Origin of the sequence: Yimella lutea (genome assembly GCF_006715095.1) — a bacterium.
GTDB lineage: Bacteria > Actinomycetota > Actinomycetes > Actinomycetales > Dermatophilaceae > Yimella > Yimella lutea.
The window spans coordinates 347,148-373,305 of the sequence record NZ_VFMO01000001.1 but is presented as its reverse complement, the minus strand read 5'-3'; the positions used below and the strand labels follow the sequence as shown (position 1 = coordinate 373,305).

At 67.7% G+C, this 26,158-nt stretch carries 27 protein-coding genes and 1 riboswitch; of the genes, 18 read left to right on the top strand and 9 right to left on the bottom strand.

Annotated features, from left to right (window positions below; genetic code table 11):
• Nucleotides 1-24: 24 nt before the first annotated feature.
• Both FB459_RS01735 and FB459_RS01730 read left to right on the top strand, forming a co-directional pair.
• Entirely contained in the window at nt 25-1,359 is a 1,335-nt protein-coding gene (locus tag FB459_RS01735; protein ID WP_129626295.1) for a toxic anion resistance protein, read from the top strand.
• Nucleotides 1,360-1,944, top strand: coding sequence for a hypothetical protein (locus FB459_RS01730; protein WP_141927249.1), 585 nt, complete (start codon nt 1,360-1,362; stop codon nt 1,942-1,944).
• A gap of 59 nt (nt 1,945-2,003) precedes the next feature.
• Here FB459_RS01730 and FB459_RS01725 read toward each other — a convergent pair whose 3' ends face one another.
• Nucleotides 2,004-2,264: a metal-sensitive transcriptional regulator gene (locus tag FB459_RS01725; RefSeq protein WP_141929367.1), complete on the bottom strand. Its 261-nt coding sequence runs from the start codon at nt 2,262-2,264 to the stop codon at nt 2,004-2,006.
• A 46-nt stretch (nt 2,265-2,310) separates the two neighbouring features.
• A complete protein-coding gene (locus FB459_RS01720; protein WP_141927248.1) occupies nt 2,311-3,930 on the bottom strand; it encodes an FAD-dependent oxidoreductase in 1,620 nt (539 codons plus the stop codon).
• A gap of 63 nt (nt 3,931-3,993) precedes the next feature.
• On the opposite strand from FB459_RS01720, the gene FB459_RS17070 reads away from it, so the two are divergent.
• Nucleotides 3,994-4,158, top strand: a complete 165-nt coding sequence (locus FB459_RS17070; protein ID WP_170221643.1) for a hypothetical protein — start codon at nt 3,994-3,996, stop codon at nt 4,156-4,158.
• Between the two features lie 58 nt (nt 4,159-4,216).
• Here the strand turns inward: FB459_RS17070 and FB459_RS01715 are convergent, their stop codons facing one another.
• Nucleotides 4,217-4,564 (bottom strand): hypothetical protein, encoded by a 348-nt coding sequence (locus tag FB459_RS01715; RefSeq protein ID WP_141927247.1) that lies wholly within the window; start codon nt 4,562-4,564, stop codon nt 4,217-4,219.
• A 161-nt stretch (nt 4,565-4,725) separates the two neighbouring features.
• On the opposite strand from FB459_RS01715, the gene FB459_RS01710 reads away from it, so the two are divergent.
• The 9 genes from FB459_RS01710 (at nt 4,726) to FB459_RS01670 (ending at nt 13,193) form a co-directional block, all read left to right on the top strand.
• Nucleotides 4,726-6,423 (top strand): BCCT family transporter, encoded by a 1,698-nt coding sequence (locus FB459_RS01710; protein WP_141927246.1) that lies wholly within the window; start codon nt 4,726-4,728, stop codon nt 6,421-6,423.
• Nucleotides 6,424-6,546: 123 nt separating this feature from the next.
• Nucleotides 6,547-7,101, top strand: coding sequence for a TerD family protein (locus FB459_RS01705; RefSeq protein WP_211345230.1), 555 nt, complete (start codon nt 6,547-6,549; stop codon nt 7,099-7,101).
• Nucleotides 7,098-8,222, top strand: a complete 1,125-nt coding sequence (locus tag FB459_RS01700; protein ID WP_141927244.1) for a hypothetical protein — start codon at nt 7,098-7,100, stop codon at nt 8,220-8,222. Before FB459_RS01705 ends, FB459_RS01700 begins: the two co-directional genes overlap by 4 nt.
• Before the next feature lie 60 nt (nt 8,223-8,282).
• Nucleotides 8,283-8,870, top strand: a complete 588-nt coding sequence (locus FB459_RS01695; protein ID WP_129626284.1) for a TerD family protein — start codon at nt 8,283-8,285, stop codon at nt 8,868-8,870.
• A gap of 88 nt (nt 8,871-8,958) precedes the next feature.
• The gene (locus tag FB459_RS01690) at nt 8,959-10,077 is read left to right on the top strand and encodes a DUF475 domain-containing protein (protein ID WP_141927243.1); all 1,119 of its coding nucleotides are present in this window, start codon (nt 8,959-8,961) and stop codon (nt 10,075-10,077) included.
• A gap of 10 nt (nt 10,078-10,087) precedes the next feature.
• Nucleotides 10,088-10,678, top strand: coding sequence for a TerD family protein (locus FB459_RS01685; RefSeq protein WP_129626280.1), 591 nt, complete (start codon nt 10,088-10,090; stop codon nt 10,676-10,678).
• Between the two features lie 75 nt (nt 10,679-10,753).
• The gene (locus FB459_RS01680) at nt 10,754-11,473 is read left to right on the top strand and encodes an HAD family hydrolase (protein WP_141927242.1); all 720 of its coding nucleotides are present in this window, start codon (nt 10,754-10,756) and stop codon (nt 11,471-11,473) included.
• Between the two features lie 45 nt (nt 11,474-11,518).
• Nucleotides 11,519-12,361 carry a phosphoribosyltransferase family protein gene (locus FB459_RS01675; protein WP_141927241.1) on the top strand — a complete coding sequence of 281 codons (843 nt, stop codon included), beginning with the start codon at nt 11,519-11,521 and terminating at the stop codon, nt 12,359-12,361.
• Nucleotides 12,354-13,193: a phosphoribosyltransferase family protein gene (locus FB459_RS01670; protein WP_141927240.1), complete on the top strand. Its 840-nt coding sequence runs from the start codon at nt 12,354-12,356 to the stop codon at nt 13,191-13,193. Before FB459_RS01675 ends, FB459_RS01670 begins: the two co-directional genes overlap by 8 nt.
• A 29-nt stretch (nt 13,194-13,222) precedes the next feature.
• Here the strand turns inward: FB459_RS01670 and FB459_RS01665 are convergent, their stop codons facing one another.
• Genes FB459_RS01665 through FB459_RS01655 form a run of 3 tightly spaced genes read right to left on the bottom strand, consistent with a single transcriptional unit; the run spans nt 13,223 to nt 15,854 of the window.
• Nucleotides 13,223-13,891, bottom strand: a complete 669-nt coding sequence (locus FB459_RS01665) for a methionine ABC transporter permease (protein WP_141927239.1) — start codon at nt 13,889-13,891, stop codon at nt 13,223-13,225.
• Nucleotides 13,891-14,913: a methionine ABC transporter ATP-binding protein gene (locus FB459_RS01660; RefSeq protein ID WP_141927238.1), complete on the bottom strand. Its 1,023-nt coding sequence runs from the start codon at nt 14,911-14,913 to the stop codon at nt 13,891-13,893. The genes FB459_RS01665 and FB459_RS01660 overlap by 1 nt, the downstream gene beginning before the upstream one ends.
• Nucleotides 14,910-15,854 (bottom strand): MetQ/NlpA family ABC transporter substrate-binding protein, encoded by a 945-nt coding sequence (locus FB459_RS01655; RefSeq protein ID WP_246092273.1) that lies wholly within the window; start codon nt 15,852-15,854, stop codon nt 14,910-14,912. The genes FB459_RS01660 and FB459_RS01655 overlap by 4 nt, the downstream gene beginning before the upstream one ends.
• Nucleotides 15,855-16,039: 185 nt before the next feature.
• Here FB459_RS01655 and FB459_RS01650 point away from each other — a divergent pair, with 185 nt between their 5' ends.
• The 6 genes from FB459_RS01650 (at nt 16,040) to FB459_RS01625 (ending at nt 22,394) form a co-directional block, all read left to right on the top strand.
• Nucleotides 16,040-17,464 (top strand): amidase, encoded by a 1,425-nt coding sequence (locus tag FB459_RS01650; protein WP_141927236.1) that lies wholly within the window; start codon nt 16,040-16,042, stop codon nt 17,462-17,464.
• A gap of 53 nt (nt 17,465-17,517) precedes the next feature.
• On the top strand, nt 17,518-18,276 hold the full coding sequence (locus FB459_RS01645; RefSeq protein ID WP_141927235.1) for a cobalt-precorrin-6A reductase: 759 nt from the start codon (nt 17,518-17,520) through the stop codon (nt 18,274-18,276).
• 1,018 nt (nt 18,277-19,294) lie between these two features.
• Nucleotides 19,295-19,391: riboswitch (TPP riboswitch) on the top strand.
• Complete coding sequence (gene thiM, locus FB459_RS01640) at nt 19,383-20,210, top strand: hydroxyethylthiazole kinase (RefSeq protein WP_072626064.1); 828 nt, start codon at nt 19,383-19,385, stop codon at nt 20,208-20,210. Its footprint overlaps the riboswitch before it by 9 nt.
• Complete coding sequence (gene thiE, locus FB459_RS01635) at nt 20,207-20,854, top strand: thiamine phosphate synthase (RefSeq protein ID WP_006590956.1); 648 nt, start codon at nt 20,207-20,209, stop codon at nt 20,852-20,854. Before thiM ends, thiE begins: the two co-directional genes overlap by 4 nt.
• Nucleotides 20,851-21,696, top strand: coding sequence for a bifunctional hydroxymethylpyrimidine kinase/phosphomethylpyrimidine kinase (thiD, locus tag FB459_RS01630; protein WP_170221642.1), 846 nt, complete (start codon nt 20,851-20,853; stop codon nt 21,694-21,696). The genes thiE and thiD overlap by 4 nt, the downstream gene beginning before the upstream one ends.
• The gene (locus FB459_RS01625) at nt 21,693-22,394 is read left to right on the top strand and encodes a TenA family protein (RefSeq protein WP_017824196.1); all 702 of its coding nucleotides are present in this window, start codon (nt 21,693-21,695) and stop codon (nt 22,392-22,394) included. The genes thiD and FB459_RS01625 overlap by 4 nt, the downstream gene beginning before the upstream one ends.
• A 213-nt stretch (nt 22,395-22,607) precedes the next feature.
• On the opposite strand, the gene FB459_RS01620 is transcribed toward FB459_RS01625, so the two are convergent.
• The 3 genes from FB459_RS01620 to FB459_RS01610 all read right to left on the bottom strand — a co-directional run bounded on the left by FB459_RS01620 (nt 22,608) and on the right by FB459_RS01610 (nt 26,125).
• Nucleotides 22,608-23,882: an HAD-IIA family hydrolase gene (locus FB459_RS01620; RefSeq protein WP_246092272.1), complete on the bottom strand. Its 1,275-nt coding sequence runs from the start codon at nt 23,880-23,882 to the stop codon at nt 22,608-22,610.
• A gap of 254 nt (nt 23,883-24,136) precedes the next feature.
• Nucleotides 24,137-24,769, bottom strand: coding sequence for a recombinase family protein (locus FB459_RS01615; protein ID WP_141929366.1), 633 nt, complete (start codon nt 24,767-24,769; stop codon nt 24,137-24,139).
• A 99-nt stretch (nt 24,770-24,868) separates the two neighbouring features.
• Nucleotides 24,869-26,125, bottom strand: a complete 1,257-nt coding sequence (locus FB459_RS01610) for a TniQ family protein (protein ID WP_141927232.1) — start codon at nt 26,123-26,125, stop codon at nt 24,869-24,871.
• Nucleotides 26,126-26,158: the final 33 nt, after the last annotated feature.

The window sequence follows — 26,158 nt, the reverse complement described above, 5'->3', positions numbered from 1 at the left end:
CAAGCGTGACGAGAGAGGCAATCCATGTCCGACCTTGACCTCGGCGGCCAGCCGACCAAGCCCACCCAGACCGCGACGAGCGCACCCGGCGGTGAGGGACTCGTCCTCGAAGCGCCCGCTGCGGTAGCCGTCGTCGAGGAGAGCCAGGCGGTGCAGGCCGTCCCGGTGAATGCCGAGGCGCAGTCCGAACTGGACAAGAAGGCGCAGGCGTACGTCGAAGACCTCACCAGCATGGACATGAAGTCGCCGGCCTTCACCGAGAAGGTCAACTCCATCGTTCTCATGGGTGACAGCGAGATCCGCAAGAGCTCCGAGGTCTCCAACCGGATGCTGCAGCGCCCGGCCGCCCAGGGCGGCAAGGACTCCGCGCAGGGCAAGGTGTCGGGAACGCTGGTCGACCTGCGTCGCACGATCACCGATCTCGACCCGAACCGTGCGGACCTCAAGGGCGCCAAGAAGATCCTGAAGTGGATGCCGGGCGGCAACAAGATCGAGAACTACTTCATGAAGTACCAGTCGGCGCAGAGCCACCTGGACTCCATCATCCGCAGCCTCGCCAGCGGCCAGGACGAACTGCGCAAGGACAACGCGTCCATCGACGTCGAGCGCACGAACATGTGGAACGCGATGCAGAAGCTGGGCGAGTACAACCAGCTCGCAACGGCGCTCGACAAGGCCGTCGAGAGCAAGATCGCCGGACTCGAGGCCGAGGGCCGCACCGAGGACGCGCAGATCATGAAGTCGGACGTGTTGTTCGCGGTGCGCCAGCGCCGGCAGGACATCATGACCCAGATGGCCGTGGCGGTTCAGGGCTACCTGGCGCTCGACCTCGTCCGCAAGAACAACGTCGAGCTCATCCGCGGCGTCGACCGCGCCCAGACCACCACGGTCGCGGCGCTGCGCACGGCGGTCATCGTCAGCCAGGCGCTCAGCCAGCAGAAGATCGTCCTCGACCAGATCACCGCGCTGAACTCCACCACGTCCAGCCTGATCGAGAAGACCAGCGAGCAGCTGAAGACGCAGGGCGTCGAGATCCACGAGCAGGCGGCGTCCAGCACGATCGAGATCGACAAGCTGCAGCGCGCGTTCGACAACGTCTTCCAGACGATGGATGCGATCGACACCTTCCGCTCGCAGGCCACGCAGAACATGGCGACCACCGTCCAGGCCCTCGAGGGTCAGGTGCAGCGCGCCAAGCCGTACCTGGAGCGTTCGTTGCGCAACCAGGGTGTGGACGCGACGACCTCGGCGCAGTTCCAGCCGCCGCAGCAGCGCCCCGGAATCCCGAACAACATCCAGCAGCAGGGTCCGCGGCAGGGCGAGCAGCCGCCGTACCCGCACCAGGGCGGAAATCAGTAAGTGGGGCTCCTGTCACGACTGTTCGAGCCCGGCCAGAACGGTCAGGCTCAAGGCGGTCAGGCCGCCCGCGGTTCGGTGATGTCGGACCGCGCGCGGGCGCAGTCCCAGCGAGGTGGCCGGGCGGTCGACACCACCGCGGCCACGCCGCCGCCCAAGCCGGAAGGGGACGACGTCCCCTCATTGCTGCGGCACAACCAATCGCTGGTGCTCGAGATCAACCAGAGCGCTGCGCACCTGCCCGGGCTCGGCGTCGTGCTCGCGCGCTCGGTCACCGACACCGTCCGTACCGTGCTCACCTCGCCCGAAGCGAACATGCTCGACATCTCGGTGCGGGTCGCGATCTTCGGCGTGCTGACCGACTACCTGCCCAGCACCATCCGGACGTACGTCGGCGCGTCACGCGCGGCGGCCCCGGGTTCGCCGGAGATGGCCGCCGCCGACGATCAGTTGGTCGAGCAACTCACCGCGCTGCGCCGCTCCGTGGGTGAGTTGGCCGAGGCGAGTCGGATGCGCGATGTGCAGGCGTTGCAGGTGCACGGGCGCTTCCTGGAGTCCAAGTTCGGTCAGTCCGACCTCGACCTCTGACCCGAAAGTCCGCAGGACGCGCGGGGTCAGCTCGCGCATCCCGCGGACACTCGGGCTGGTCAGGCGAGGGACAGGAACATCTTCTCCATCGTCGCGACGTCGAGTTCGCCGTTGTCGGGCTCGGCCATGCACTTGCGCAGTCCGACCGCGATGGTGGCGAATCCGGCTCGGTCGACCGCCTTCGACACAGCCGCCAGTTGGTTGACGATGTCCTGACAGTCGCGGCCCTCCTCGATCATCTTCACGATCCCGCCGATCTGCCCTTGGGCGCGCTTCAGCCGCCGGACGACGGCCTCCATCTCTTGTGGATCCAACTGCACCATCACCTGCTCCTTCGCATCCCGGACGGGTACCCCTGGGTGTATATCACCGGCCGGTGCCCGCGACCCAGGTGCGATAGCCGCCGTCGAGATTGCGGACCTCACGCCCGAGTTGGGTCAGCAGCCGCGCGGCGGTGTGTCCTCGCTGGCCGACAGCGCAGTGCACGATGAGGTCGCCGTCCGGCAATTCGCTCTGTCGAGAACGCAACTCGTCGACCGGGACGTTGATCGCGCCAGGAATCGCGCCGCGCTGGAACTCCTCCGGCGTGCGGACATCGATCAGGTGGGCGCCGGCGGCCAGTGCTGCGTCGAGTTCGTGCCACTGGATGGTGTCGGTGGTGGACTCGGCGAGGTTGTCGGCGATGTAACCGAGCATGTTGACCGGGTCCTTCGCGGAGGAGAAGGCCGGCGCGTAGGCCAACTCGAGATCGGCGAGCTGGGCCGCCTTCAACCCGCCGGCCATTGCGGTGGCGATGACATCGATCCGCCGATCGACGCCTTCTCGACCGACGCCCTGGGCGCCGAGGATCTCCCCGGTTTCGCCGTCCACCAGAAGCTTCAGCGCCATCTGCTGCGCCCCGGGGTAGTAACCCGCGTGCGACATCGGGTGGGTGTGAATCGCGCGGAAGCTGCGTCCGGCAGCGCGCAGGCGCTTGCCGTTCCAGCCGGTGGTCGCGATCTGCAGGCCGAGCAGTCCGACGATCGCGGTGCCGAGCACAGGGCGACCGGTTCCTCGTTGGCCGGCGATGTGGTCGGCGACGCGCCGTCCCTGAAGATTGGCGGTGTTGGCGAGCGGGACGAGGGTGGCGGAGCCGTCGAGCGCGTCCTTCTTCTCCACCGCGTCACCCACCGCGTAGATGTGCGGGTCGCTGGTGAGGTGCGAATCGTCGACCTGGATGCCGCCGCGCTCACCGATGATCAGTCCGGCCGCCTTGGCCAGAGTGACGTCCGGCTTCACCCCGATGGCCGCGACGACCACGTCGGCCGGGACGGTCGAGCCGTCGGCCAGCACGACATTGTCCGCACCGATCGAGGAGACGCCTGAGCCCAGTCGCAGGTCGATCCCGGCCTCACGCAACGCGGTGTGCACCGGAGCGACCATCTCGGGGTCCAGCGGCGCCATCACCTGATCAGCAGCCTCGACGATCGTGGTGGCAATTCCCTTGTGGTGCAGGTTCTCTGCGACCTCCAGCCCGATGAACCCGCCCCCGATCACGACCGCGGTGCGAGCTCCCGCGACCGCGTCCACCATCGCATCGGTGTCCTCGATGTCGCGCAGCGACAGCGCACGTTCGATGCCCGGGATCGGCGGACGCACCGGGCGAGCGCCCGGTGACAGCACCAGGAAGTCGTACGTGTGCGTTGCGACGGACCCATTCGCAAGGTTCTTCAGTTCGACCGTGCGGGATTCCTTGTCGATGCCGGTGACCTCGGTCGCCACCCGTACCTCGATGCCGAACCGTGCCGCCAATGACTGCGGCGTCTGCAACAGCAGCGCCGAGCGATCCTCGATGACGCCACCCACGTGGTAGGGCAGACCGCAGTTGGCGAAGGACACGTGCCCGCTGCGTTCGACGACCAGAATCTCGGCTCGCTCATCGAGCCGCCGCAACCTCGTGGCCGTGCTCATGCCACCGGCCACACCTCCGACGATGATGATCTTCATGGACAGAACAATACCCCGGGGGGTATAAATTATTCCAGCCGAGATCAAGAGAAGGAGAGCGACATGTGTCGTCCGGTGAAGTGCAAGCAGTGCGGCAGGACGACCTGGGCGGGGTGCGGTCAGCACGTCGACCAGGTCAAGCGCGCAGTACCGGCGGGCCAGTGGTGCGCCGGGCACGCCGATGCGTCGAGGAACAAGCCGGGTTTCCTCAAGCGCATGCTGGGCTGAGCACCGAAAGTCCGCAGGACGCGCGGGTCAGCTCGCCGATCCTGCGGACTTTCGGGGGTCAGGTGGTCCAGGGCGCGAGGGCGTCCGCCTCGGCCCTCAGTCGTTCGGCCCGCTCATGCTGTCCGAGGCGCTCGCACGATGCGGCCTCTGCTTCGCGTAGATCGACCTCGGTCTCGATGATGAACTGCACTTCGTGCGGAGTGAGCTCGTGCCGTGGGACGTCGGTGGCGCCGGCCCCGCTCGGTGATTCCTCGATCGACCCACCGCGACCGTCCGCAGGCACCGCTGCGGCGTTCTGCAGCGCGGAGATGGCGGTCCGTAACGCCATCACGGCGGGCTGATCGCGGTCGTGCATCGCCTCGTTCAGTGCGGCTCGTAGCTGGGCCAACGTCTCCTCGAGTTCCATGCACCCATGGTGTCGCCTCGGCGCTTGTTCGTTGCGCAAACGAGTCACGTGGACTTGCGAGCGGGCACCCATGTCTGCCTTGAATAGATGCTTCAGGCACGACAACTGCAACGACGGACGACGGGGGCATTTTGTGCTGCCGCCGACGAGGAGACCGATTCATGAGTTCATCGACACCGCCATCGACCACCACCGACAGTCCGCCGGGGGACGGCAAGAAGCGCTTGGTGGAGGCGCCACGGGTCTTCTGGCCGGCCGCGATCATTCTGCTGTTGTTCGTAGCTGCCGCGCTCATCATGCCGAGCCAGATGAACGACGTGCTGACCAAGGCGAACGACACGGTCGTCCGCGATCTCGGTTGGTTCTACGTCATCACCGTGACCGGGTTCGTGTTCTGGGCACTCTGGCTGGTGTTCTCGCCGATGGGCAACATCGTCCTGGGTAAGCCCGAGGACGATCCGGAGTTCTCGCTGCCGTCATGGTTCGCAATGCTGTTCGCCGCCGGCATGGGCATCGGCCTGGTCTTCTGGGGCGTCGCCGAACCGCTCAACCACTTCTCGTCACCGCCGCCCGGCACCGGCACCTCCGAGCCCGCCAGGGCGCGCGCCGCGATGGACACCACCTTCCTGCACTGGGGCCTGCACGCCTGGGCCATCTACGTGGTGGTCGGTCTGTCCGTCGCCTACGCGGTGCACCGCAAGGGACGCAGCATCTCCATCCGTTGGGCGCTCGAACCGCTGCTCGGTGACCGGGTGAAGGGCTGGCTGGGTGACGTCATCGACGTCCTCGCCGTCGTCGGCACCCTGTTCGGCGTCGCCACCTCGCTCGGGTTCGGCGTCTCGCAGGTCGGCGCCGGCCTGGGACACCTCGGCGTCGCTGAGACCGACGACTCCGGCACGGTCAGCACCTGGCTGCTGGTCGCGCTCATCATCGGCATCACCGCCGTCGCGACGATCTCGGTGGTCACCGGCGTCGACAAGGGCATCAAATTCCTGTCGAACCTCAACATGGGCGTCGCGGGACTGCTGATGCTCATCGTCCTGGTGCTCGGACCCTCGATGTTCCTGATGGCTGACTTCGTGGAGCAGCTGGGCTCCTACCTGCAGAACTTCCTCTCACTCAGCTTCCGCACGCTCGCCTTCGAGGGCGACGCCGGCAAGGACTGGCTGTCCGGTTGGACGACGTTCTACTGGGGTTGGTGGATCAGCTGGTCACCGTTCGTGGGCGTGTTCATCGCCCGCATCTCGCGCGGACGCACGGTGCGCGAGTTCGTAGCCGGCGTCCTGCTCGTCCCGACCCTGCTCGGGTGCCTGTGGTTCGCGATCTTCGGCGGCTCCGGTCTGCACCGCGAGATCTTCGGCGATAAGGGTCTGATCAAGGACGGCAAGGTCTCGACCGACCTGGCCATGTTCCAGTTGCTCGACGGACTGCCCGCTTCGACGCTGCTCAGCGTCATCGCGATCGTCCTCGTGGTGGTCTTCTTCGTGACCAGCTCCGACTCCGGTTCGTTCGTGGTCGACATGATCGCCTCGGGCGGCAACCCGAACCCGCCGGTGTGGAGCCGGGTGATGTGGGCCTCGCTCGAGGGCGGCATCGCCGCAGCCCTGATCCTCACCGGTGGAGCGGGAGGCGAGGGCCTCGCCGCACTGCAGACGATGGCGATCCTGGTCGCGTTGCCGTTCAGCATCGTGCTGATCCTGATGGCGATCTCGACCGGCAAGGAACTTGTCGGCAAGCACGCCGAACTCGTGCACGGTCGCCGTCGCCGGTTCGAGAAATCGATCCGCGACGAGATCCGCAGCGAGATCGATGCCATCCGGCACAACCTCAAGCGGGGAAGCGACGACGGCCGTCGCTGAGCGACTCACCACGACGGACGCGTCACCGGTAGGTGGCGCGTCCGTCGCTTTCCCAACCACCCGCGCAGGCCACCGACGACCCATCGTCAGCGTCTCCCGATTAGGGTGGCGAGCGTGAGTCCGATGGCGAAGGGGGCCAATGTCGCCCTCACCCGTGAAGTGCCCGGCCTGAAGGGCCTGGTCGTCGGCGTCGACTGGGACGCCGGAGCCGAGCGTTTCCTGCACGACAGCCTCACCCTGCTCACCGTGCTCTGCGGCAGCGACCGCAAGGCACTCAGCCAGGAGCACGTCGTCCACTTCAACCAGATGGTCTCGGCCGATCTGTCCACTGGACACGTCGCCGACACGATGGGTGACGACGACGAGCAGGTCGAGGTCGATCTCAGCGGCGTGCCGGACGAGGTGCAGCGCATCGTCTTTGTTCTCTACGTCAACGAGGGCGGCGGCGGACGCCGGACGCTCGGACAGTTGCGGCGCCTGGTCGTCCGAGTGCTCAACCTCGACGGCGGAGCATCCGTGGTGACCACGGACGATTTGGTCCCCGGCCTGCGCGGCGAGACCGCGCTGTCGCTCATCGAGCTCTACCGCCACTCGGGCGAATGGAAACTGCGGGTGCTCGGCGCCGGCTACTCCGACGGGCTCAAGGGAGTCGCGCGCGACTTCGGGGTCAACCTATGAGCGACTTCGGTTTCCTTCGTCGCCGCGAGCAACCGCAGGCGGCGTCGCGACCGGCATCGAACGGTTCGAGCGCCTCACCGGTCGCCGACTTCCTGACCGGACGCGCGGCGCGCCCGGGCCGTGATGCCGCTCCAGCCCAGTCACCGGTCGCCGATCGGCCTGCAGCGCAGTCGAATCCGCTCGACCTGTCCCGCCCCGAAACCCCCGCACCCGCACCGTCGCCCCCTCAGCCACAGGCCTCGTCCGCCGGAAGGAACCCGCTCGATCTGAGTGGCTCCGACCCGACGCCTGCGCCGGGTCGCTCCCAGGGATCGAGCGGTGGGGGAGGCAATCCGCTCGACCTCGGCGGATCGGATCCCACCCCGCCGAGCCGGCCGTCTGCGCCGCGCTCCAACCCGCTGGACCTCGGCGGATCCGAGCAGCGGGTCGAGCAGAGGGTCGAGCCGCCGAGCAGAAACGCGCCCGTCCCGACGAGCAACAACCTGCTCGACCTGTCCGGTCCGTCCGGATCGGCGCCGGTGCAGGCTTCCACCGGAAGGTTCGCCCCGTTGGTCAACCACGAACTCGGCCTGCCCACCCTCGACGAAGGAGAACGACGCATCCTGACGGTCGAGGACCCCGTCGTCCACCTCACCCGTATGCAGTCGTCCGCAGGCGCGTTGGAGTTCACCGTTGCGACCGCGCAGCCGAACCAGTTGCTGCTGGGCTGCCTGTTCGAGACCGTCGACCAACGTGAGTCGATCGTGCTGCCGGGCATGCGTCCGCAGGGTCCCGACCCGCACAGTCCGATCTTCCGCTCGACCACCCAGGGCGTCACGATCAACCTGCGCGGGATCAAACGCGCCGCGAGATTCTTCGTCATCGGGCTGCCGCAGACATCCGACCGGTCGATGCCCGGGGGTACCTTGGTGGTGCAGACCTACGGGGGGTCGCGGTTGGAGGTCGTTCTCGACCGCTCGGCCACCTTCGGGGCCAAGGCGCTGATCACCGGTTACGTCGTGGAAGGAAGAATCGTGCTCCGAGCGGAACACGACCCCTTCAGCGGAACGTTGCAGCAGGTGGCCGGCGTCTACGGATACGACCAGATGACTTGGCGCGATCCGTTCACGCCACTGTTCTGAAGACTTCAGGACCGTTCGAACGACCATCAGGCCCCGCGCCTGAGCAGAAAGGGAAGAAACATGGCAGTCAGCCTCAGCAAGGGCGGCAACATCTCGCTGGCCAAGGCCGCACCCGGCATGACCACGGCGATCGTCGGTCTCGGCTGGAACCCGCGCACCACCGACGGTGCCCCCTTCGACCTCGACGCGTCCGCGCTGCTGTGCGGCGCCGACGGCAAGGTCCGCAGCGACGCCGACTTCGTCTTCTACAACAACCTGCAGGCCGACAACGGCGCCGTCACCCACCAGGGTGACAACCGCACCGGTGAGGGCGACGGCGACGACGAGCAGATCCAGGTCGACCTGACCCGTGTGTCCGCAGACGTCGAGAAGGTCGTCTTCATCGCCTCGATCGACCAGGCCGACCAGCGCGGCCAGAACTTCGGTCAGGTCGCTGACGCCTACATCCGCGTCTTCGACGCCGACGACCCCACGAATGCCGAGAAGGGCGTTCGCTTCGACCTGGGCGAGGACGCCTCGACCGAGACCGCGCTGATCTTCGGCGAGCTGTACCGCAACGGTGGCGAGTGGAAGTTCCGCGCCATCGCCCAGGGCTACTCGAGCGGCCTCGGTGGCGTCATCACCGACTTCGGCCTCTCGGTGGGTTGATCCACCGCTTGAACCACCACTGATCGCAGCCGCCTCAGTCACGCTGAGGCGGCTGCGTCGTGCCTGAACCCCCGTCACGAAAGCAGAAATGAAAGCTCTTCGGCACTTCACTCCGGACCTGATCGTCGCGGCGATCGTCCTGATCGTCGCCTTCTTCTACGACGGCTGGGCAGCCGTCGTCCTCACCGCCATCCTGATCCTCGTCGAGATCGTGTTCTCGTTCGACAACGCGGCGGTCAACGCCAAGTACCTCGTGCGACTGAACGAGTTCTGGCAGAAGATCTTCCTGACGATCGGCGTCCTGATCGCCGTCTTCGGTATGCGGCTGGTCTTCCCGTTCCTCATTGTCACCCTCACCGGTGGCATCGGCCCGATCGAGGCGGTCAATCTCGCGCTGGAGAAGGGCAACCCGGAAACCCCGGGCACCTACGGCTACATCCTGAACGAGGCACACCCGAGCATCGCCGCCTTCGGTGGAATGTTCCTGCTGCTGCTGTTCCTGGACTTCCTGTTCGACGAGCGCGACATCCTGTGGCTGAAGTGGATCGAGCGTCCGCTGCAGAAGCTGGGCAAGCTCGATGTGCTGTCGGTGATCATCGCCGGTATCGTGTTGCTGCTTGCCGCGGAGTACCTCGCCGAGACCACCGAGATCCGCAACCAGGTGTTGTTCGCCGGCCTGCTCGGCATCGTCCTGTACCTCTCGGTCAACGGCCTGTCGTCGATGATGGAGGCCCGCGAGGAGGAGAAGGACCACGAGTTCGAGGAAGCCGAGTCGCGTGGTGAGGTCGTCAAGCTCGCGGGTAAGGCCGCGTTCTCGATGTTCATGTTCCTGGAGGTCCTGGACGCCACGTTCAGCTTCGACGGAGTCATCGGCGCCTTCGCCATCACGCCCGACCCGCTGATCATCATGATGGGTCTCGGTGTCGGTGCGCTCTGCGTCCGTTCGATGACCATCTACTTGGTGCGCGAAGGCACACTCGCGGAGTACCGCTACCTCGAGCACGGCGCCCACTGGGCCATCGGTGCGCTCGCGATCATGCTGATCCTGACCATCCAGGCGCACCTGAGCGAGTTCATCATCGGCGGAGTCGGCATCGCGTTCATCGCGGGAGCGTGGATCTCCTCGGTCGTCGCCAACAAGAGGGACGATGAAACCGACGACTCCGGCCACCCGTTGGCTGAGAAGACAGCAACAACCAACAGCTAGGAGACGCACGATGAGCATCAACCTGAGCAAGGGTCAGACCGTCAACCTGGCCAAGCAGGACGGCGGCCAGTTGTCCCGCGTCCGGATGGGCCTGGGCTGGGACACCAAGATCGTCACCAAGAAGGGCCTGTTCGGTGGCAGCAAGCAGGTGCAGAAGGACATCGACCTGGACGCGTCCGCGCTCCTGATCGGTGGGGGACGTGTGCTCGACACCGTCTACTTCGGCAATCTGCGCAGTCAGGACGGTTCGATCCAGCACACCGGTGACAACCTCACCGGTGCCGGTGACGGCGACGACGAGTCGATCGTGGTCGACCTGACCGCCGTCTCGGGCTCGGTCGAGCACATCGTGTTCGTCGTGAACTCCTTCTCCGGTGAGAACTTCTCCGAGGTCGACAACGCGTTCGTCCGGGTCGTCGACTCGAACGCGAACGACACCGAGTTGGCCCGCTTCCAGCTGTCGGGTTCGGGCACGCACACCGCGCTGGTGATGGCGAAGGTGTCGCGTCAGGGCGGCGGCTGGACCTTCACCGCCGTCGGGCACCCCGGCAACGGACGCATCGCCCGCGAGTTGGAGCCCCTGGCTCTGCAGGTCGTCTGACCCGCAACCTACTGTTCACCGTCGAACCCACCAGGCCCGCCTGGTGGGTTCGACGTTTGTTAGTAGGTTCGGGGGGTGCGTGCCGAAGCAATCAGCCTGGACATCTGGGGAACGCTGCTTCGCAGCGACCCCGACTTCAAACCTGCCCGCAACGAGATGCTGCGTCGTGCTCTCGCCGCGGACGTCGACCCCGACTTCTTCGACGAGGCGATGCGGACGATGGACCGCGAGGCCGACGAGATCTGCATGGCCCGCGGCACGGACGTCGGGTTCGCCGAACGCGTCCAGCTGACCCTCGTCCACCTGGCCCGACCGGCCGCAGAACACGCGGATCAGGTCGCCCATCCCGCTGACATTCGCGAGGACGTCGTCCGGGAGCTGATGGAGCAGCAGGCGCAGATGGCCCGCGAACACCACCCGATAGCCCTCGACGACCGCATCCCCGCGCTGGTCGCCGAGCTGGCCGAAACGCGTCCGGTGATCCTGACCAGCAACACCGGGATGCTGCCGGGCGTCCTGATGCGTGACCTGCTGGCGCTGGCCGGATTCACCGGGAATCTCGGCATGGTCTTCTCCAACGAGGTCGGTTGGGCCAAGCCGGACCGGCGAATCTTCGAGAAGACTCTCACCCTCGCGGAAGCAACCAACGGGGAACGTATTGCGTCATCCTGCGTTGTACACGTCGGCGACAATCCGCTCGCCGACGAGCAGGGTGCACGTGACGCCGGAATGACAGCCGTGCTGGTCGTGCCTGACGGCAAGAGCACCGTGGACGCGTTGGAAGCGTTGCGGTGAACTGACAGCAGTCGCGCGGGGGCGCGGCCGACGTGAGGGGACACGATGAATTCGACCTGCGTCACCACCGCGCGCCTGATCGGCCCGGTCGACGCCGTCCGCACCAGTGACGGCGCACCGTTCGACACAGACACCTACTCCCGGATGAAGCACGGTGACGCGGACGCGATCCGCGCGCTGGGCGACCTGCTCGCCGACGCGCTCATCGAGCAGTGTCCGCACCTGATCACCGACGACGCCGTGCCCACCTTGCCGGTGGCGTACCTGGCGGTCCGCCCGTCCTGCTGGTTCCTCGCCGACGCTGTGCTCGACCGCCTGAACGCCGAGCGGGCGAACCGCGGTTTGCCCGGTGGGCGCATCGTGCAGGTGCACAAGGACTCTGTCACCCACACCGACTACGCCGCCTCCACGCAGGCCGAGCGTGAGGCCGAGTTGGCTCGTATCGGGTTCGTGCTGGCCGAGCCGATCGACGGCACGAACTGCGTCGTGATCGACGACGTCCGCGTCACCGGGCTGGCCGAACGCACCGTGCTGACTGCCCTCGAGGCGTCCGAGCCGAAGAGCCTGGTCACCGGGTACGTCGCGATCTGCGAACCCGAACTGGCTGCGTCCCCACACGTCGAGTCGGCACTCAACCACGCCAGCATCACCTCGATCCTGCAGATGGTGCCGGCCGCGCAGGCCGGACGCTTCCACCTCACGATCCGCTTCCTCAAACGCGCACTCGCCTCGCCCGAACTGGAGCCCTTCCTCGTTCAGGTGCCGCAGGCGCTCGTGCAGGAGATGTACGACGGCGCGGTCGCCACCGGCGAGATCTTCATGGCCGGTTACCCCGAGGGCATGGCCACGCTGCGAGCCGCCCTCGAACGGGAGGTCGTCCATGTCTGACCGAATCGCGCTGCACACGCTCGCCGCCGACGCCTGCGTCCTGCCGTCGGACGGCGTTGTCCCGGCCATCGACTACAGCCGGTTCAAGTACGGCGACGGCGTCGCGTCCATCGCGTTCGGCCGGGCGCTCGCCGACCGTTTTCACGCGATCGTCGCGCCGCGCGACGGTGAACGGATCTTCGTCACCTCCTCCGGGTACGGAGCGGTCCCGCCGGCAGCCCGGTCCCTGGTGTCGCCGTTCGTCGCGCGCATGCGCCGTCTGGCACCCGGTGTGGAGCTGAAGCCGCTGCGGGTGCACCGTCTCGGTGTCTCGCCCGGCGACTACGCCACGATGGACGCGGCCGCGCGTGAACTCGCGGTCGGCGCGAAGTCGATGCACGTCGACCCACGCATCGACGTCTCCGGCGCCCGGGTGATCGCCCTCGACGACATCCGCGTCACCGGCACGCACGAGCTGGCGATGGACGGCTGCCTCAACGAGGCCGGTGCGTCCTGGATCGACCATCTGTACATCGTCGACGCGCACAGTGCTGCCGGGCGTCCGTCGCTGGAGTCCGACCTCAACGGGGTCGCCGCGTCGAGCGTCGAGGATCTGCTCGTGATCGTCGACTCGCCCCGCTTCGTCCCGAACGCCCGGTTGGCGAAGAAGATCACCACCCTCGGCCGGTTCGACCAGGAGCGCTTCCTGGCCGCTGTGCCGCCGACCGTCGCGGCGTGGATCCTGGACGCCGTCGAGCGCGACGGCCTGAGCCACGTGCCCGCGTACGCCACCGGCTTCCGCCGCCTGCAGCTCACGGCGGAAGCCCTGGCGAAGACCACCGCCACCGCGTGATGCCCGCCGGCACCTGACCTCGCGGCGATTCAGCGGCGCATGATCTTGCGCGACAACGCGTTTCCGCTGAACTGCGCGACCTGCACGATCACCACGATGATCGCGACCGCGACCCAGGTGACGGTCCAGTCGAAGCGCTGGTATCCGTACGTGATCGCGAACTGACCCAAACCGCCACCGCCGATGGCGCCGGCGATCGCGGTCATGTCGACCACCGCGACGAGGGCGAAGGTGTAACCGAGCACCAGCGGGCCGAGCGCCTCGGGGATCAGCACCGTCCGGATTGTCCGCCACGGTGACGCACCCATCGCCTCGGCCGCCTCGATCACGCCGGGGTCGACGGAGACGAGGTTCTGCTCGACGATGCGCGAGATGCCGAACGTGGCAGCCAGCGCGAGCGGGAACAGCACGGCACGCGTCCCGACCGTCGTCCCCATCACGTTGAGCGTCAGCGGACCGACCGCGGTGATGAAGATGATGAACGGGATCGGCCGGACGATGTTCACCAGCAGGTTGAGCACGGTGTAGACGGCGCGGTTGGCCAGGATGCCGCCGGCGCGGGTCGTGTAGAGCAGCACGCCGAGGACCAACCCGAGCCCGCCGCCGACGACCACGGTCACCGCGACCATCAGCAGCGTTTGCCAGATCGACTCCTGCAGAATCGGCGACAGTACACCCCAGTCGGTGTCGTTACCCATCAGGCGACCTCCCTCACGGTGGCGATGCGGGCGAGTTCGTCGACGACGGTCTGGACGTCGGACTCCTGCCCGGTCAGGTTGAGCGTGAACGTGGTGAGGTCGTCGCCCTTGATCCGGGTGACACCTCCGTGGACGAACTCCAGCCCGACACCGCGCTCACCGACGCGTCCGATGACTGCGCCGAGGTTCTCGCCCGGGTTCGCGGTGACGGTGATCAGACGTCCGCGGTAGGAGGCTTCGAGTTCGTCGATCTCCTGCTCGTCCGGTTGGGTGTCCAGCGTCGCGCCGACGATGCGGCGGGTGGCGTCGGCCTTCGGTGCGGAGAAGATCTCTCGGACGCTGCCGTGCTCGACCATGCGTCCGGCGTCCAGCACCGCGACGCGGTCGGCGAGCGAGCGGACGACCTCCATCTCGTGGGTGATGACGACGACGGTGGTGCCGAGCTCCTCGTTGGCCTTGCGCAACAGCGCGAGGACGTCGCGGGTCGTGTCCGGGTCGAGGGCACTGGTCGCCTCGTCGGCGAGCAGGATGGACGGCTTGGTGGCGAGTGCGCGGGCGATGCCGACCCGCTGCTTCTGGCCACCGGACAGTTCCTCGGGATAGGACCAGGCGCGCTCGGTGAGACCGACGAAGTGCAGCAGTTCGGTGATGCGCTCGTAGATGTCGCGCTTGCTCCACCCCGCGAGTTCGAGCGGATAGGCGACATTGCCGTAGACGGTGCGCGAACGCAGCAGGTTGAACTGCTGGAAGACCATCCCGATGTCGCCGCGAACTTCGCGGATCTTCTTGGGGGACAATCGGTTCAACGTGTGGCCGTCCACGGTGACGGTGCCGTCGGTGGGTGCTTCGAGTCCGTTGATCAGGCGCACCAGGGTGCTCTTGCCCGCGCCGGAGAAGCCGATGAACGCGAAGATCTCACCGGGCTCGATGTCGAGAGTGATGTCGTCGAGGGCGCGCACGGACGCCTTGCCGCGCTTGAAGGTCTTGCCGACTCCTTCGAAGCGGATGATGGGTTCGGTCATTTCGCCGCGATGTCCTTCTCGAGCCGCTGCAGGATCTTGCTCAGCTCGGCCGCCGGACGGTCGATGATCACCGCGGTGTTCTTGGTCTCCTTCTTCTTAGCAGCGAGGACCTCGGGGTTGTGCCAGATCTTCACGACCTTGGCGTAGGTCGCGTTGTTCTTGTCCTCGGCACGGGAGACGACCACGTTGATGTACGGCTCGGCGTTGCGCGACTTCGGGTCGTCCTGGAACAGCGCCTTGTTCGGATCGAGGTCGGCATCGAGCGCGAAGTTGTTGTTGATGATCGCGCCGTCCACGGAAGGCAGGGACGCGACGGTCTGTGCGGCGTCCACGGGCACGACGGTCACCTTCGAGGCGGCCTTGTCGATGTCGGCCGGTGTGGACAGGGCGTTGCCGCCGTCCTTGAGGGTCAGCAGTTTTGCCGCCTGCAGCACCAGCAGCGCTCGTGCCTGGTTGGTGGCGTCGTTCGGGATGGCGATCTTGCCGCCGGCCGGGATCTGGTTCAGCTTCTGGTGCTTCTTGGAGTACAGCGGGAGCGGGGTGATGACGGTCGCGCCGATGGGCGTGAGGTTCTGCTTCGCCTCGACGTTGTAGCTGCCCAGGAACTGCAGGTGCTGGAACAGGTTGAGATCGATCTGTCCCTGGGACAGGGCCGGGTTCGCCTGCGTGTAGTCGCTGAAGCTGACCGGCTCGATGGTGAGGCCCTCGGCCTTGCCCAGGCGCTGCATGATCGGCCAGATGTCACTGTTCGCCTCGGTGGTGCCGACCTTGACGGTGGTCAGCTTCGGGCCGCTGCCGTCGTCACCCGCGGTGGCTCGGCCGATGCCGAACCCGGCGGCGAGGGCGAGTGCGCTGGCACCCGCGATGAGGCTGAGCCATTTGCCGCGGTCGTGGCCCGGGTACGGCGGCAGAGGCGGGATGGCGGAGTCGGACGCAGGCACAGCGAAACCCTTCGAACATATAACTCTTAACTATGCAATGAATAACAGAACGCTATGGAAGAGCCAGGCCATTGGTCAAATTTTTGGCCTGTGAGGGCGGTCACGGCGGGGCGGGCCAGGTTTTGCTGCGGACGGGAAGGCGAATAACGACGCGGAACGCCGTGGCTACTGCATAGTAGGGACGCATGGGACAGCGAGTTCATGCCTTCACCGACGACGCCCTCGGCGACCTGGACGCGACCGGGGTTGCCGAAGCGATCGCGTCCGGCTCGATCTCGGCGAGCGACGCGGTCGAGGCCGCCATCGTGCGCGCCGAAAAGTTGAACCCCACGCTGGACGCATTGATGCGCGATGACTTCGCACGAGCCCGGCGACGGGCCGGGGAGAGCCGAACCGGCGCGTTCGCGGGGGTGCCGGCGGCGTTCAAGGACAACATCCCGGTGGCCGGCCTGCCGATGACCGAGGGATCGGCGGCGTTCCCGCGCACCCCGCACCAGAAGAACGGCGCCGTCGCGGCGCAGTACCTGGCCACCGGCCTGATCCCGATCGCGACCACGACCATGCCCGAGTTCGGGTGGACCTGTTCGACGGAGTCGCGCATCTTCACCACCCGAAATCCCTGGGACACAGATGTTTCCGCAGGCGGGTCGTCCGGTGGATCAGCCGCGCTCGTGGCGTCCGGCGTCGTGCCCATCGCCCACGGGAACGACGGCGGAGGGTCTGTGCGCATCCCCGCAGCAGCCTGCGGACTCGTCGGGCTCAAGCCGACGCGTGGACGTCTGCGCCTCGGTGACGCCGGCAAGATGCCGGTGCGCATCGTCAGCGACTCGGTGCTCGCCCGGTCGGTGCGCGATGTCGCCCGCTTCTACGCCGAGGCTGAGAAGACCTACAAGAACCGCACGCTGCCGGCCATTGGCCGCATCGAGCGCCCACTCGAGCGGCCACTGCGGATCGGCCTGATGCTCGACTCGCCGGTCGCCCCGGCGACCGACCCCCAGGTGCGGACTGTGGTGGAGACCTTCGCCGCGTCCCTCGAAGCGCTCGGGCACACCGTCGAGCCCTACGCGGTGAACGTGCCGCAGTTCTTCGCCGACGACTTCTCGCGCTATTGGCAGTTCCTGGCGTTCATGGGGTCGAGCCAGGGGGAGAAGTTGTTCGGCAAGGGATTCGACGCGTCCAAACTCGAGCCGCTTACCGTCGAACTCGCCCGCCGCGGCAAGGCCTCGTTGCCGAAGGCGCCGCTCTACTTTGCGCGCCTGCTTGCCTCGAGTGCTGCGAGCCGCCGGGAGTTCCGGCGCGGCCCGGACGTCGTGCTCACTCCGGTGCTCACGGCGCCCACTCCCGAGTTGGGTTTCCTCGGTCCGGACGTCGACCCATCGGTGCACTTCGATCGTCTGCTTGACCTCGTCGGATTCACCCCACTCGCCAATGCGTCTGGAGCTCCTGCAATTTCGTTGCCGGCGGGGGTCGACGACCGGGGTTTGCCGGTGGGCGCGATGCTGTCGGCCACCCACGGCGCCGAGCGGTTGCTGCTCGAGCTCGCACTGCAGGTGGAGCAGGCGCATCCTTTCGAGCGGATCCAGGATGCATTCCCGGGCGCCGAGCAGTAGCCGGGGCCGGCGCGCCGGTGCGGCACTGTGCAGCGACCGGTAGAACTGTCTGCGTGACCGTGTTGATTCTTGGCGGGACGGCCGAGGCGAGAGCGCTCGCCGACGGCCTGGTGGCCGCCGGCGTGCCGCTGATCTCCTCGCTCGCCGGACGCGTCCAGCACCCGCGCCTGCCGGCCGGACCGGTGCGTTCGGGCGGGTTCGGCGGGGCCGAAGGACTCGCCCGTTACCTGCAGACGGAGCAGATCGAGTTGCTCGTCGATGCCACCCATCCCTACGCCACGGCGATGACGGCCAATGCGGCGCAGGCGTCGCGGCTCGCCGACGTGCCGGCGGTGCGGTTGGCGCGGCCCGGGTGGGCGCACCACCCTGACGCCGACTCGTGGACGTGGGTCGACGACCACCAGGAGGCGTTGCAGGCAGCCGAGGACCACCTGCGGCACACCGGCGGCGTGCCGTTCCTCAGCACCGGTCGGCAGACCTTGCCGCACTACGCCGCTTGGCGTGAGATGCCGGTGCTGGTGCGGGTGGTCGAGCCGCTCGACGACGCGCCGCCGGCATGGACGGTCGTGCTCGATCGTGGCCCCTACACGCTCGAATCGGAGCGAGAACTCTTGCAGCGCAACAACATCGGCGTGCTGCTCAGCAAGGACTCCGGCGGTGCCTACACCGCCGCCAAACTCACCGCGGCCGGCGAACTCGGCGTGCGGGTGGTCGTCGTCCGCCGCCCGGACGTGCCGTCGGGGCTGGTCGAGGAGCCGAGCGTCGAGGCCGTGCTAGGGCGGATCGTCGCCGGACGCTCAGCCACGGACTGATCATCATCGAGCAACAGCGGTGCAATGCGCGTGGCCTTGCTCGGATTGTGTCGTGTGCTCTTTTTGCAACGATGGTGGCGCCCGGTCGTTCTAGGGAGTTCCAACGTGGAGGTCCACGCGAGCGAGGAACTTGAACGGCGGCCCGAAACCTGTCCTAGCCGAAGCCGCTGCTGCTGTACTTTCCTTCGGGATCGGTCTCTTGTTCGAGGGGGCCGGGAGGACTTCCTTTCTTTGTGGAGTCTCTCTCGGAAGAGGAGAAGGAGAAGTATCGGCAGCGCGCCCGGATCGGTGGGTAGGGCTACTCGCAAACTCACGGATCAACGAGCGCAGCCCGGCGCTGGCTCCGGCTCCGGCTCCGGCTCCGGCTCCGGCTCCGATGAGCTGTAGCTGGAATGTGGCAAATGGGTCGCTCGAGCCCGGCGTAAAGGTAGGACGCTACTTGGCGAACTCGACGCTACGCCACTGCTGGTGAGGTCGTCGACCAACTGCTCACGGTCGACGAGCGAGTGAGCCGCTGCATCGACGCGACCAGCATCGTGTCGCCGCGTCGCAAATATCGCAGTGCAGTGGCGAGCCGTCCCGGCCTTCCCTGTTCTCGCCGGACACATGGCCGGTGAACAGTTCCCCGACCATTCCAATCGCGCTCAGTTGACGGTCGAGGTTCTGTGACGTCGACGAGATGCGGGCATATCCGAGGACCTGTCCAAGCACATCTAGACCCTAGACGGAAAGTGTCCGGAAAAGCTGATCGGATCCCATTCGGACGCGTCGTTCCGGGGTGCTGTGACTTCGTTGTCAGTTTTCGAAGTCCACTGCACGAGTGTCCGAAGTCGACTGCACATTTTAAGGTTGCGCAGCCGTTGTCTGGTGAGGCGCCATGGTGAGGGCTGCGGCGGCCAAGGAACGCCGTAGCGCAGCCGGGCACTGGTGACAGCACGCCCGGACGGTCCGAGGCGCGACCCTTTTGCGATCGCTGAAGCGAGGGCACGGTGCTGGGAACGGTGCGGATGTTAAGCTGGTGAATGACGCGGGGTGCCGTGCTGGTACGGCTGAGATCACACCCGTTGAACCTGATCTAGTTCGTACTAGCGAAGGGAACGTCGCCGATGTCGGCACCTTCTTCCGTCCCTACTGTCCCACTCGATGCTGCCGCTGTGGGCGAGGCCTTGGCTGCGATGCGCGGGCATGCCCCGCTGGTGCAGTGCCTGACCAACGTCGTCGTCGCTCAGTGGACAGCGAACGTCCTGCTCGCGGTCGGCGCCAGTCCGTCGATGGTGGACAACCCGGAGGAAGCCGGGCCGTTCGCCGCCGTCGCCGACGGGGTCCTGGTCAACCTCGGCACGCCCCAAGAGGCGACGGTGGCTGCGATGCACGGCGCGGTCAGTGCCGCCGCGGCGGCCGGCACCCCGTGGGTGCTCGACCCGGTCGGGGTGGGTGGGCTCGCCTGGCGCAGCCGGGTTGTCGTCGACCTGCTCGCCCACGCCTCCCCGGCACTCGTCCGTGGCAACCCCTCAGAGATTCTCGCTTTCGCCGGTGGGGGCAGCGGTGGGCGGGGTCCGGAGAGCGTCGACGCCGCCGAGGATGCCCTCGACGCCGGCCGGGCGCTGGCCCGGGAGCACGGCACCATCGTCGCGGTCTCCGGGGAGGTCGACCACCTCACCGACGGCACCCGGCTGGTGCGGGTGGCCAACGGCCATCGATGGTTGACCCAGGTCACTGGCGGTGGGTGCGCGCTGGGCGCGCTCATGGCTGCCTTCGCCGCCACCACCGACGACCCGCTCCTGGCCGCCACGGCCGCGACCGCGACGTACACCGTGGCCGCCGAGGTCGCGGCCGAGCGTGCCGCCGGGCCGGGGAGCTTCGCCGTTGCGCTGCTGGACTCTCTCGCCACCCTCAACCCGCAGGAGCTGACCGAGAAGGTGGTGCTCCGGTGACCCGCCGACCGGTGAACCTCAGCCTCTACCTGGTCACCGACACCGGTTTGTGCGGCCCACGGGGGGTGCCCGCGACCGTGCAGGCTGCGGTCGCGGGCGGAGTCACCGTGGTGCAGTTGCGTGACCCGGGCGCCACCGACGCCCACTTCGTCGCCCTCGGCGTGGCGGTCCGCGAGGTGCTGGCGGGGACCGGGGTGCCGCTGATTATCGATGACCGGGTCCACCTCGTTCAGGACATCGGCGCCGACGGCGTCCACGTCGGTCAGCGCGACATGCCGCCTGCTCAGGCCCGGCAGTTGCTCGGGCCGGACGCCATGGTCGGGCTGTCGGTCAGCACGATCGAGCAGGTTCGCACAGCACGCGGGCTCGGTGACGGCGTCTTGGACTACCTCGGCGTTGGACCGGTGTGGCCGACGGCGACCAAGCCTGACCACGGCACTCCGATCGGCCCGGGCGGGGTGGCTGCGGTGGCCGCCGCGAGCCCGTGGCCGGTCGTCGCCATCGGCGGCATCACCACGAAACGCACCGGCATGCTGCGCCACAGCGGCGCCGCCGGCGTGGCGGTCGTCTCGACGGTGTGCGCCGCGGAGGAACCAGCCGTGGCGGCCGCGAGCCTGCGGGCCGCGTGGGACGGGCAACCGTGAACCCCCGCCCACCGATCGCGCTGACGATCGCCGGCTCCGATCCCTCCGGCGGGGCCGGTATTCAAGGCGACCTCAAGACCTTCTCCGCACTGGGTACCTACGGCACCGCGGTGCTCACCTCACTGACCGCCCAGTCCACCCAGGGAGTCACCGGTGTCCACGTCGTCCCCGCGGACTTCGTCCGCGCCCAGCTGGACACCCTCGTAGACGACGTGGCGGTTGACGCCGCCAAGATCGGGATGCTCGCCTCCGCGGCCACCATCGAGACCGTCCTCGCCTTCCTCGACAAGCGCTCCGACGCGGTGCCGGTTGTGGTCCTCGACCCCGTCATGGTGTCCACCGCCGGTTCCCGGCTGCTGGCCGAGGACGCCGTCGAGCCGATGCGCCAACTCCTGCCGTACGTCTCCCTCATCACGCCGAACGTCCCCGAGGCCGCCGTGCTGCTCGACGCCGACCCCGCCGAAGACCTCGACACCATGCGCGCCCAGGCCATCGCGCTCCGGGAGCTGGGCGCCGCGCGGGTGCTGGTCAAGGGGGGCCACCTCGGCGGCGACGCACACGCCACCGACCTGTGGCTCGACGACGCGGGCGAGCAGCTGCTGACCGGCCCGCGGGTAGCCACGGTCAACACCCACGGCACCGGGTGCGCCCTGTCCTCCGCGATCGCCGCACTCGCCCCGCGCACCGGGTCCCTGCTAGAGGCCACCCGCCAGGCCAAGACTTGGCTCACCGGCACCCTGCGGGCCGCCGACGCGCTCCACATCGGCCACGGACCCGGCCCCGTGCACCACTGCCACGACATCTGGAAAGACGAGAACGACTGGAAGGACAGCGACCGATGACCAGCCCACACACCTCCATGCCCGAGACGATTCGCGACCACGACGACACTGGCGTGTTCAGCACCGTGGCGTGGCATCGCACGGCCAGGGTCCGCGAGGCGATCGACGCGCTGCCCTTGTTGCACCAGCTGAGCGACGCGACCCTGGCGGAAGAGACGTTCCGGCACTACCTCGCCCAGGACGCGCTCTACCTGGCCGACTACGGCCGGGTCCTGGCCGCGGCCGCCGCTCAGGCCCAGGCGTCGGAGGAAATGGCATTCTGGGCGCAGGCCGCGCGGGAGGTGGTCGAGGTCGAGCGGCAGCTGCACGCCACCCACGTCACCGACCTCACCGCCGCCGAGCCCTCACCGACCACGGTTGCCTACACCTCCTACCTGCTGAGCCTCGCGACAGCGGGAAACTACCCGGTCCTCGCGGCCGGCATCCTGCCGTGCTTCTGGGTCTACGACGACGTCGGCACCCGTTTGAAGGCCGCCGTCGGTGACCTGAGCACGCACCCGTACGGGGACTGGATCGCCACCTACGGCGATCCAGACTTCACCGCCGCCACTGACACCGCCCGGGACATCGTGGACCACCTCGCCGACCAGGCCAGCCCCGGCACACTGGCGCGCATGCACACCGCGTTCCACCGCGCCACCCAGTACGAGTGGATGTTCTGGGACGCCGCCCACCGGCAGGAGACCTGGCCCATCTGAGGTCATTGGTCGGTGCGCCCTTGGGCGCGCGCTCATCATGATCTTTCGAGAGCTGGTCGCCGCCCTGGAGACTCCTACCGTCCGGTGGTGTTGCTCGGACGGTGGGAGACCGGACCCGGGGTTGATCAAGGTAAACGGCGCGCTCAGGCCGGTGCTCCGCACGAGAAGCGCCAGCGCTTTTGACACCATGCGCCCCGAAGGGGATGCGTCCTATCAGTCGATGAGTCCTGTGTCGCCTGAGAGGGCGTCGGTGAGCCACCGCGGGTGCATGGGGAGCAACGGTGCCGGAAGCTCATCCGGGGAGAAGAAACCCGCCTGTGAGGTCTCCACACCATCAGGGTGCATCTGACCGCCGCGCGGGAGGCAGGCGAAGGTGGTGGTGACGAACTGGGTCACTCTCCCGTCGGGATAGGCGAAAACCTGCGAGGCGGGGTCCGAGTACACCCCCACCAGCCGCTGCACTTGCACCTGCAAGCCGGTCTCTTCGGCGACCTCCCGCACCGCCGCCTGGGCGGCAGTCTCGCCCACCTCGACGTGTCCCGAAGGCAGTCCCCACAGCCCGTTGTCCAGCCTGCGCCCCAGTAGCACGCGCCCGGCCTCGTCGAAGACCACCGCGGCCACACCCGCCCGCACCTCGTCCGGCCACGGGTACGGCGACGGGCGCATCGGGCCGATGTCAAGGGCCGGATCAAACAGCCCGGCCAGGCCCGTGACCGTGGCCTCCGCAACGGTGGGATCACACTGCCGACGGCCGCTGCTCGGCGTCGCGGGAGCGACGAGGATCGCCGGCAGGCCCGCGCAGTGCGCCCCGACGACGTCCGTAGCCGGGGTGTCCCCCACGACCACCACTCTCGTCGTAGCAGGGAGCCCGCGCTGGGCCAGGCGGAACATCTCCGGTCCCGGCTTGCCCACCACGACCGGTCGGCGCCCACTGGCGGTCTGGATCGCTGCGACGACCGCGCCGGTGGCCGGCCACGGGCCGCTCGCTGTGGGGAACGTGGCGTCCACGTTCGTGGCCACGAACGGCACGCTGGTACGCAGGAGGGCGGTGGCCTGGGCGAGGTCCCGGTAGGTCACCGTCTCGTCGCAACCGACCACCACCGCCTCGGCCCCAGACCCCTCCACGGATTCCACGCCTTGGGCCGCGAGTTCGCCGCGGAGGCCATCACTGCCCACCACATAGGCGCGGGTAATGCCCTGCTGGCGCAGCCAGCACGCCGTAGCCCACCCGGAAGATACGATCTCCTCGACGGTGGCCCTCACGCCCAGGCGGCCCAGACGGTGGACGACGTCTTTGCGGGACGGGCGGGGATCGTTGGTCACGAACCGGACCACCCGGCCCCGACTCCGCAGGCTGGCCAAGGCTTCGGTCACGCCGGAAAGCAAGGTGTCTCCGACGTAAACCACGCCGTCAAGATCAAGCAGAAAAACATCGAACTGGTCAACGAGCACAACAACCTCCGAGGTCAAGGGACAGTCAGCGCGCATGCTGGCGCTGAGCCATCCCCCTCGGGCATTTTGTGCCAATAGGTGCCCTCCCGCCTGTTCGGCGGAAGCTGCAGCGCTCGGTCACAGACCCCCAGCCGGCTGGGGCGGAACCCTAGCTGCCTTCTCCCGGCTCGCCCACAATCCTAACCGACCCGACACGAAGTAGCTGAGCGGTGGAAGTCCCCCCGCGGGCGTGCGAGAGTCGCGGGAACGTACCCCGCTCATTGACGTTCGTAGGTTCCGGACAACAGAGGTTACCTGGCTACCTTGCTGCGGTCCTTGGCCAGGAGCTTGCGTCCGTCCTCGCGGAGTTCGCCGGTGGGTGAGACGTGGCGGTAGAGGGTCTGGCGGGTGATGCCGAGTTCCTTGCAGAGGTCACCGACGTTGGTACCGGGCTTTCCCATGGAGGCCATGGCGAGGCGGAGCTTGGCGGGGGCCATCTTGTAGGGGCGTCCGCCTTTGCGGCCGCGGGCCCGGGCGGCGGCTAGGCCGGCGATCGTGCGTTCGGAGATGAGTTCGCGTTCAAACTCGGCCAGGGCGGCGAAGATGCCGAAGACGAGCTTGCCGGATGCGGTGGTGGTGTCGAGGGCCGCGCCTTGCCCGGTGAGGACCTTCAGGCCGATGCCGCGTTGGGTGAGGTCGTGGACGATGTTGACCAGGTGACGCAGGTCGCGGCCGAGCCGGTCCAACTTCCACACCACCAGGGTGTCCCCGTGACGTAGGGACTTCAGGCACGCCGCAAGCTCGGGACGGTCCTCCTTCTTGCCCGAGGCCCTGTCCTCGTACAGAGCCTCCGGGTCGACGCCCTCAGCTAGGAGCGCATCCCGCTGCAGGTTCGTGGTCTGCGATCCGTCGGCCTTCGAGACGCGCATGTAGCCGACCAGCACGAGGTGCCTCCCATCTATCACTTATACGACCGTTTACGTGACAGCACCGGTGCCGCCAGCTCGCTGAGGGTCAATGCGTCACGTAACGAGTCACCTAATCTACGTTACGCGAAGGTGGTCCGCTGCTGAATAAGTGACAGTCGCGTCCGAGCCGGTCCGAGTCTTTGGTGGATGCGTCTCGGCCAGTGTCGGTGGAAGGTGGCCGTCGGGGATGCCGGCGGTGATCAGGTCCTCGCGGGTGCGCTGGAAGCTTGTCTCGCTGCGGGTCATGGAGGTGAGTCCGGTCAGCAGCTGCCGGCCGGCGGCGGGGTCGTGTCGGGCGAGGGAGATGGCCTCGTCCATCGCGTCTCTGGCTTCTTTCCAGTAGTCCCGCCGTGCGGGGGCCGGTGGGGTGCCGTCAGGAACGGGCCGATGAGGCTCGGGGGTCAGGAGCTGGGCGAGGGTGCCGTGGCCGAGGATGTCGCCGGTTTCGATTAGGTCCAGGGCGGTGGCGGCGGCGTCGAGGAACGTCTGCTGTTTTGGCCAAGGAAGTGCCTCGTAGCAGCGCCAGTGACCGACGAAACCGGCACGGACGGGGTGGCCGGCCCTCTGCCAGATGTGGTCCATGGTGCGCCGGGACCGGATGCGCAGCTTCGAGTACGGGGTGGACAGCTCGTCGATGAGCGTGCGCAGCAGACGGAACCAGACCCCGACGTGGACCGGTCGGCGCAGCAGAGTGAGCGTGCCCATGCGCAGGCCCTGGTGCGTGCGCCGATCCATGGCAAGGGCGGCTTCCGAGGGCGCGGAGGCCGTCATGTCCGCGGGTCCCCAGCCGAGGAACGTGCCGGCGGCACCGATGGTCGGCGTGAGTGTGCAGCCGTGCTCGGGGCAGCTGAGCGTCAACGGCAGCTGAGAGACCACAGTGAAGGCCGGCGCCGTCGTCATGCAGTGGCGGCAGGCGCGACGCAAGGGGCCGGAGGCCGGCAACCAGGCGCGCCAGCCGGGTACCGGGCGGTGGCGTCGTTCCTTGGCAGTCAGGAGCAGCGAGTCCTGATGGACGTAGGTGTCGAACGCCGCCCCGGGCTCCGGCTCTGGGCCGAGGGTATCCAGTAGCCAGGGCACCTGCCCGGCGATGGTCATCCGGCGCACGTCGCCGAGAGCAACGCCGGTGCGTTCTGACAGCGCCAGCAGCACTGAGGTCGGCGGGTCCCAGTCCAGATCGCCGCGCGTGCGGACGGGGTCGGTTCCGGGCGGGGCGAGGTCGTGCCGGAGCAGTTCCTCGACCTCCATGTCGTAGAGCGCGGCCAGCCGGTGCACCCAGGACGAGAGTGCCTCGTCGTTGCGCGGTGGCGGGTGCAGCGGCCAGCGGCGCCTCATGCGAGTTCGCGTTCGAACATCCGGCGTCGTTCG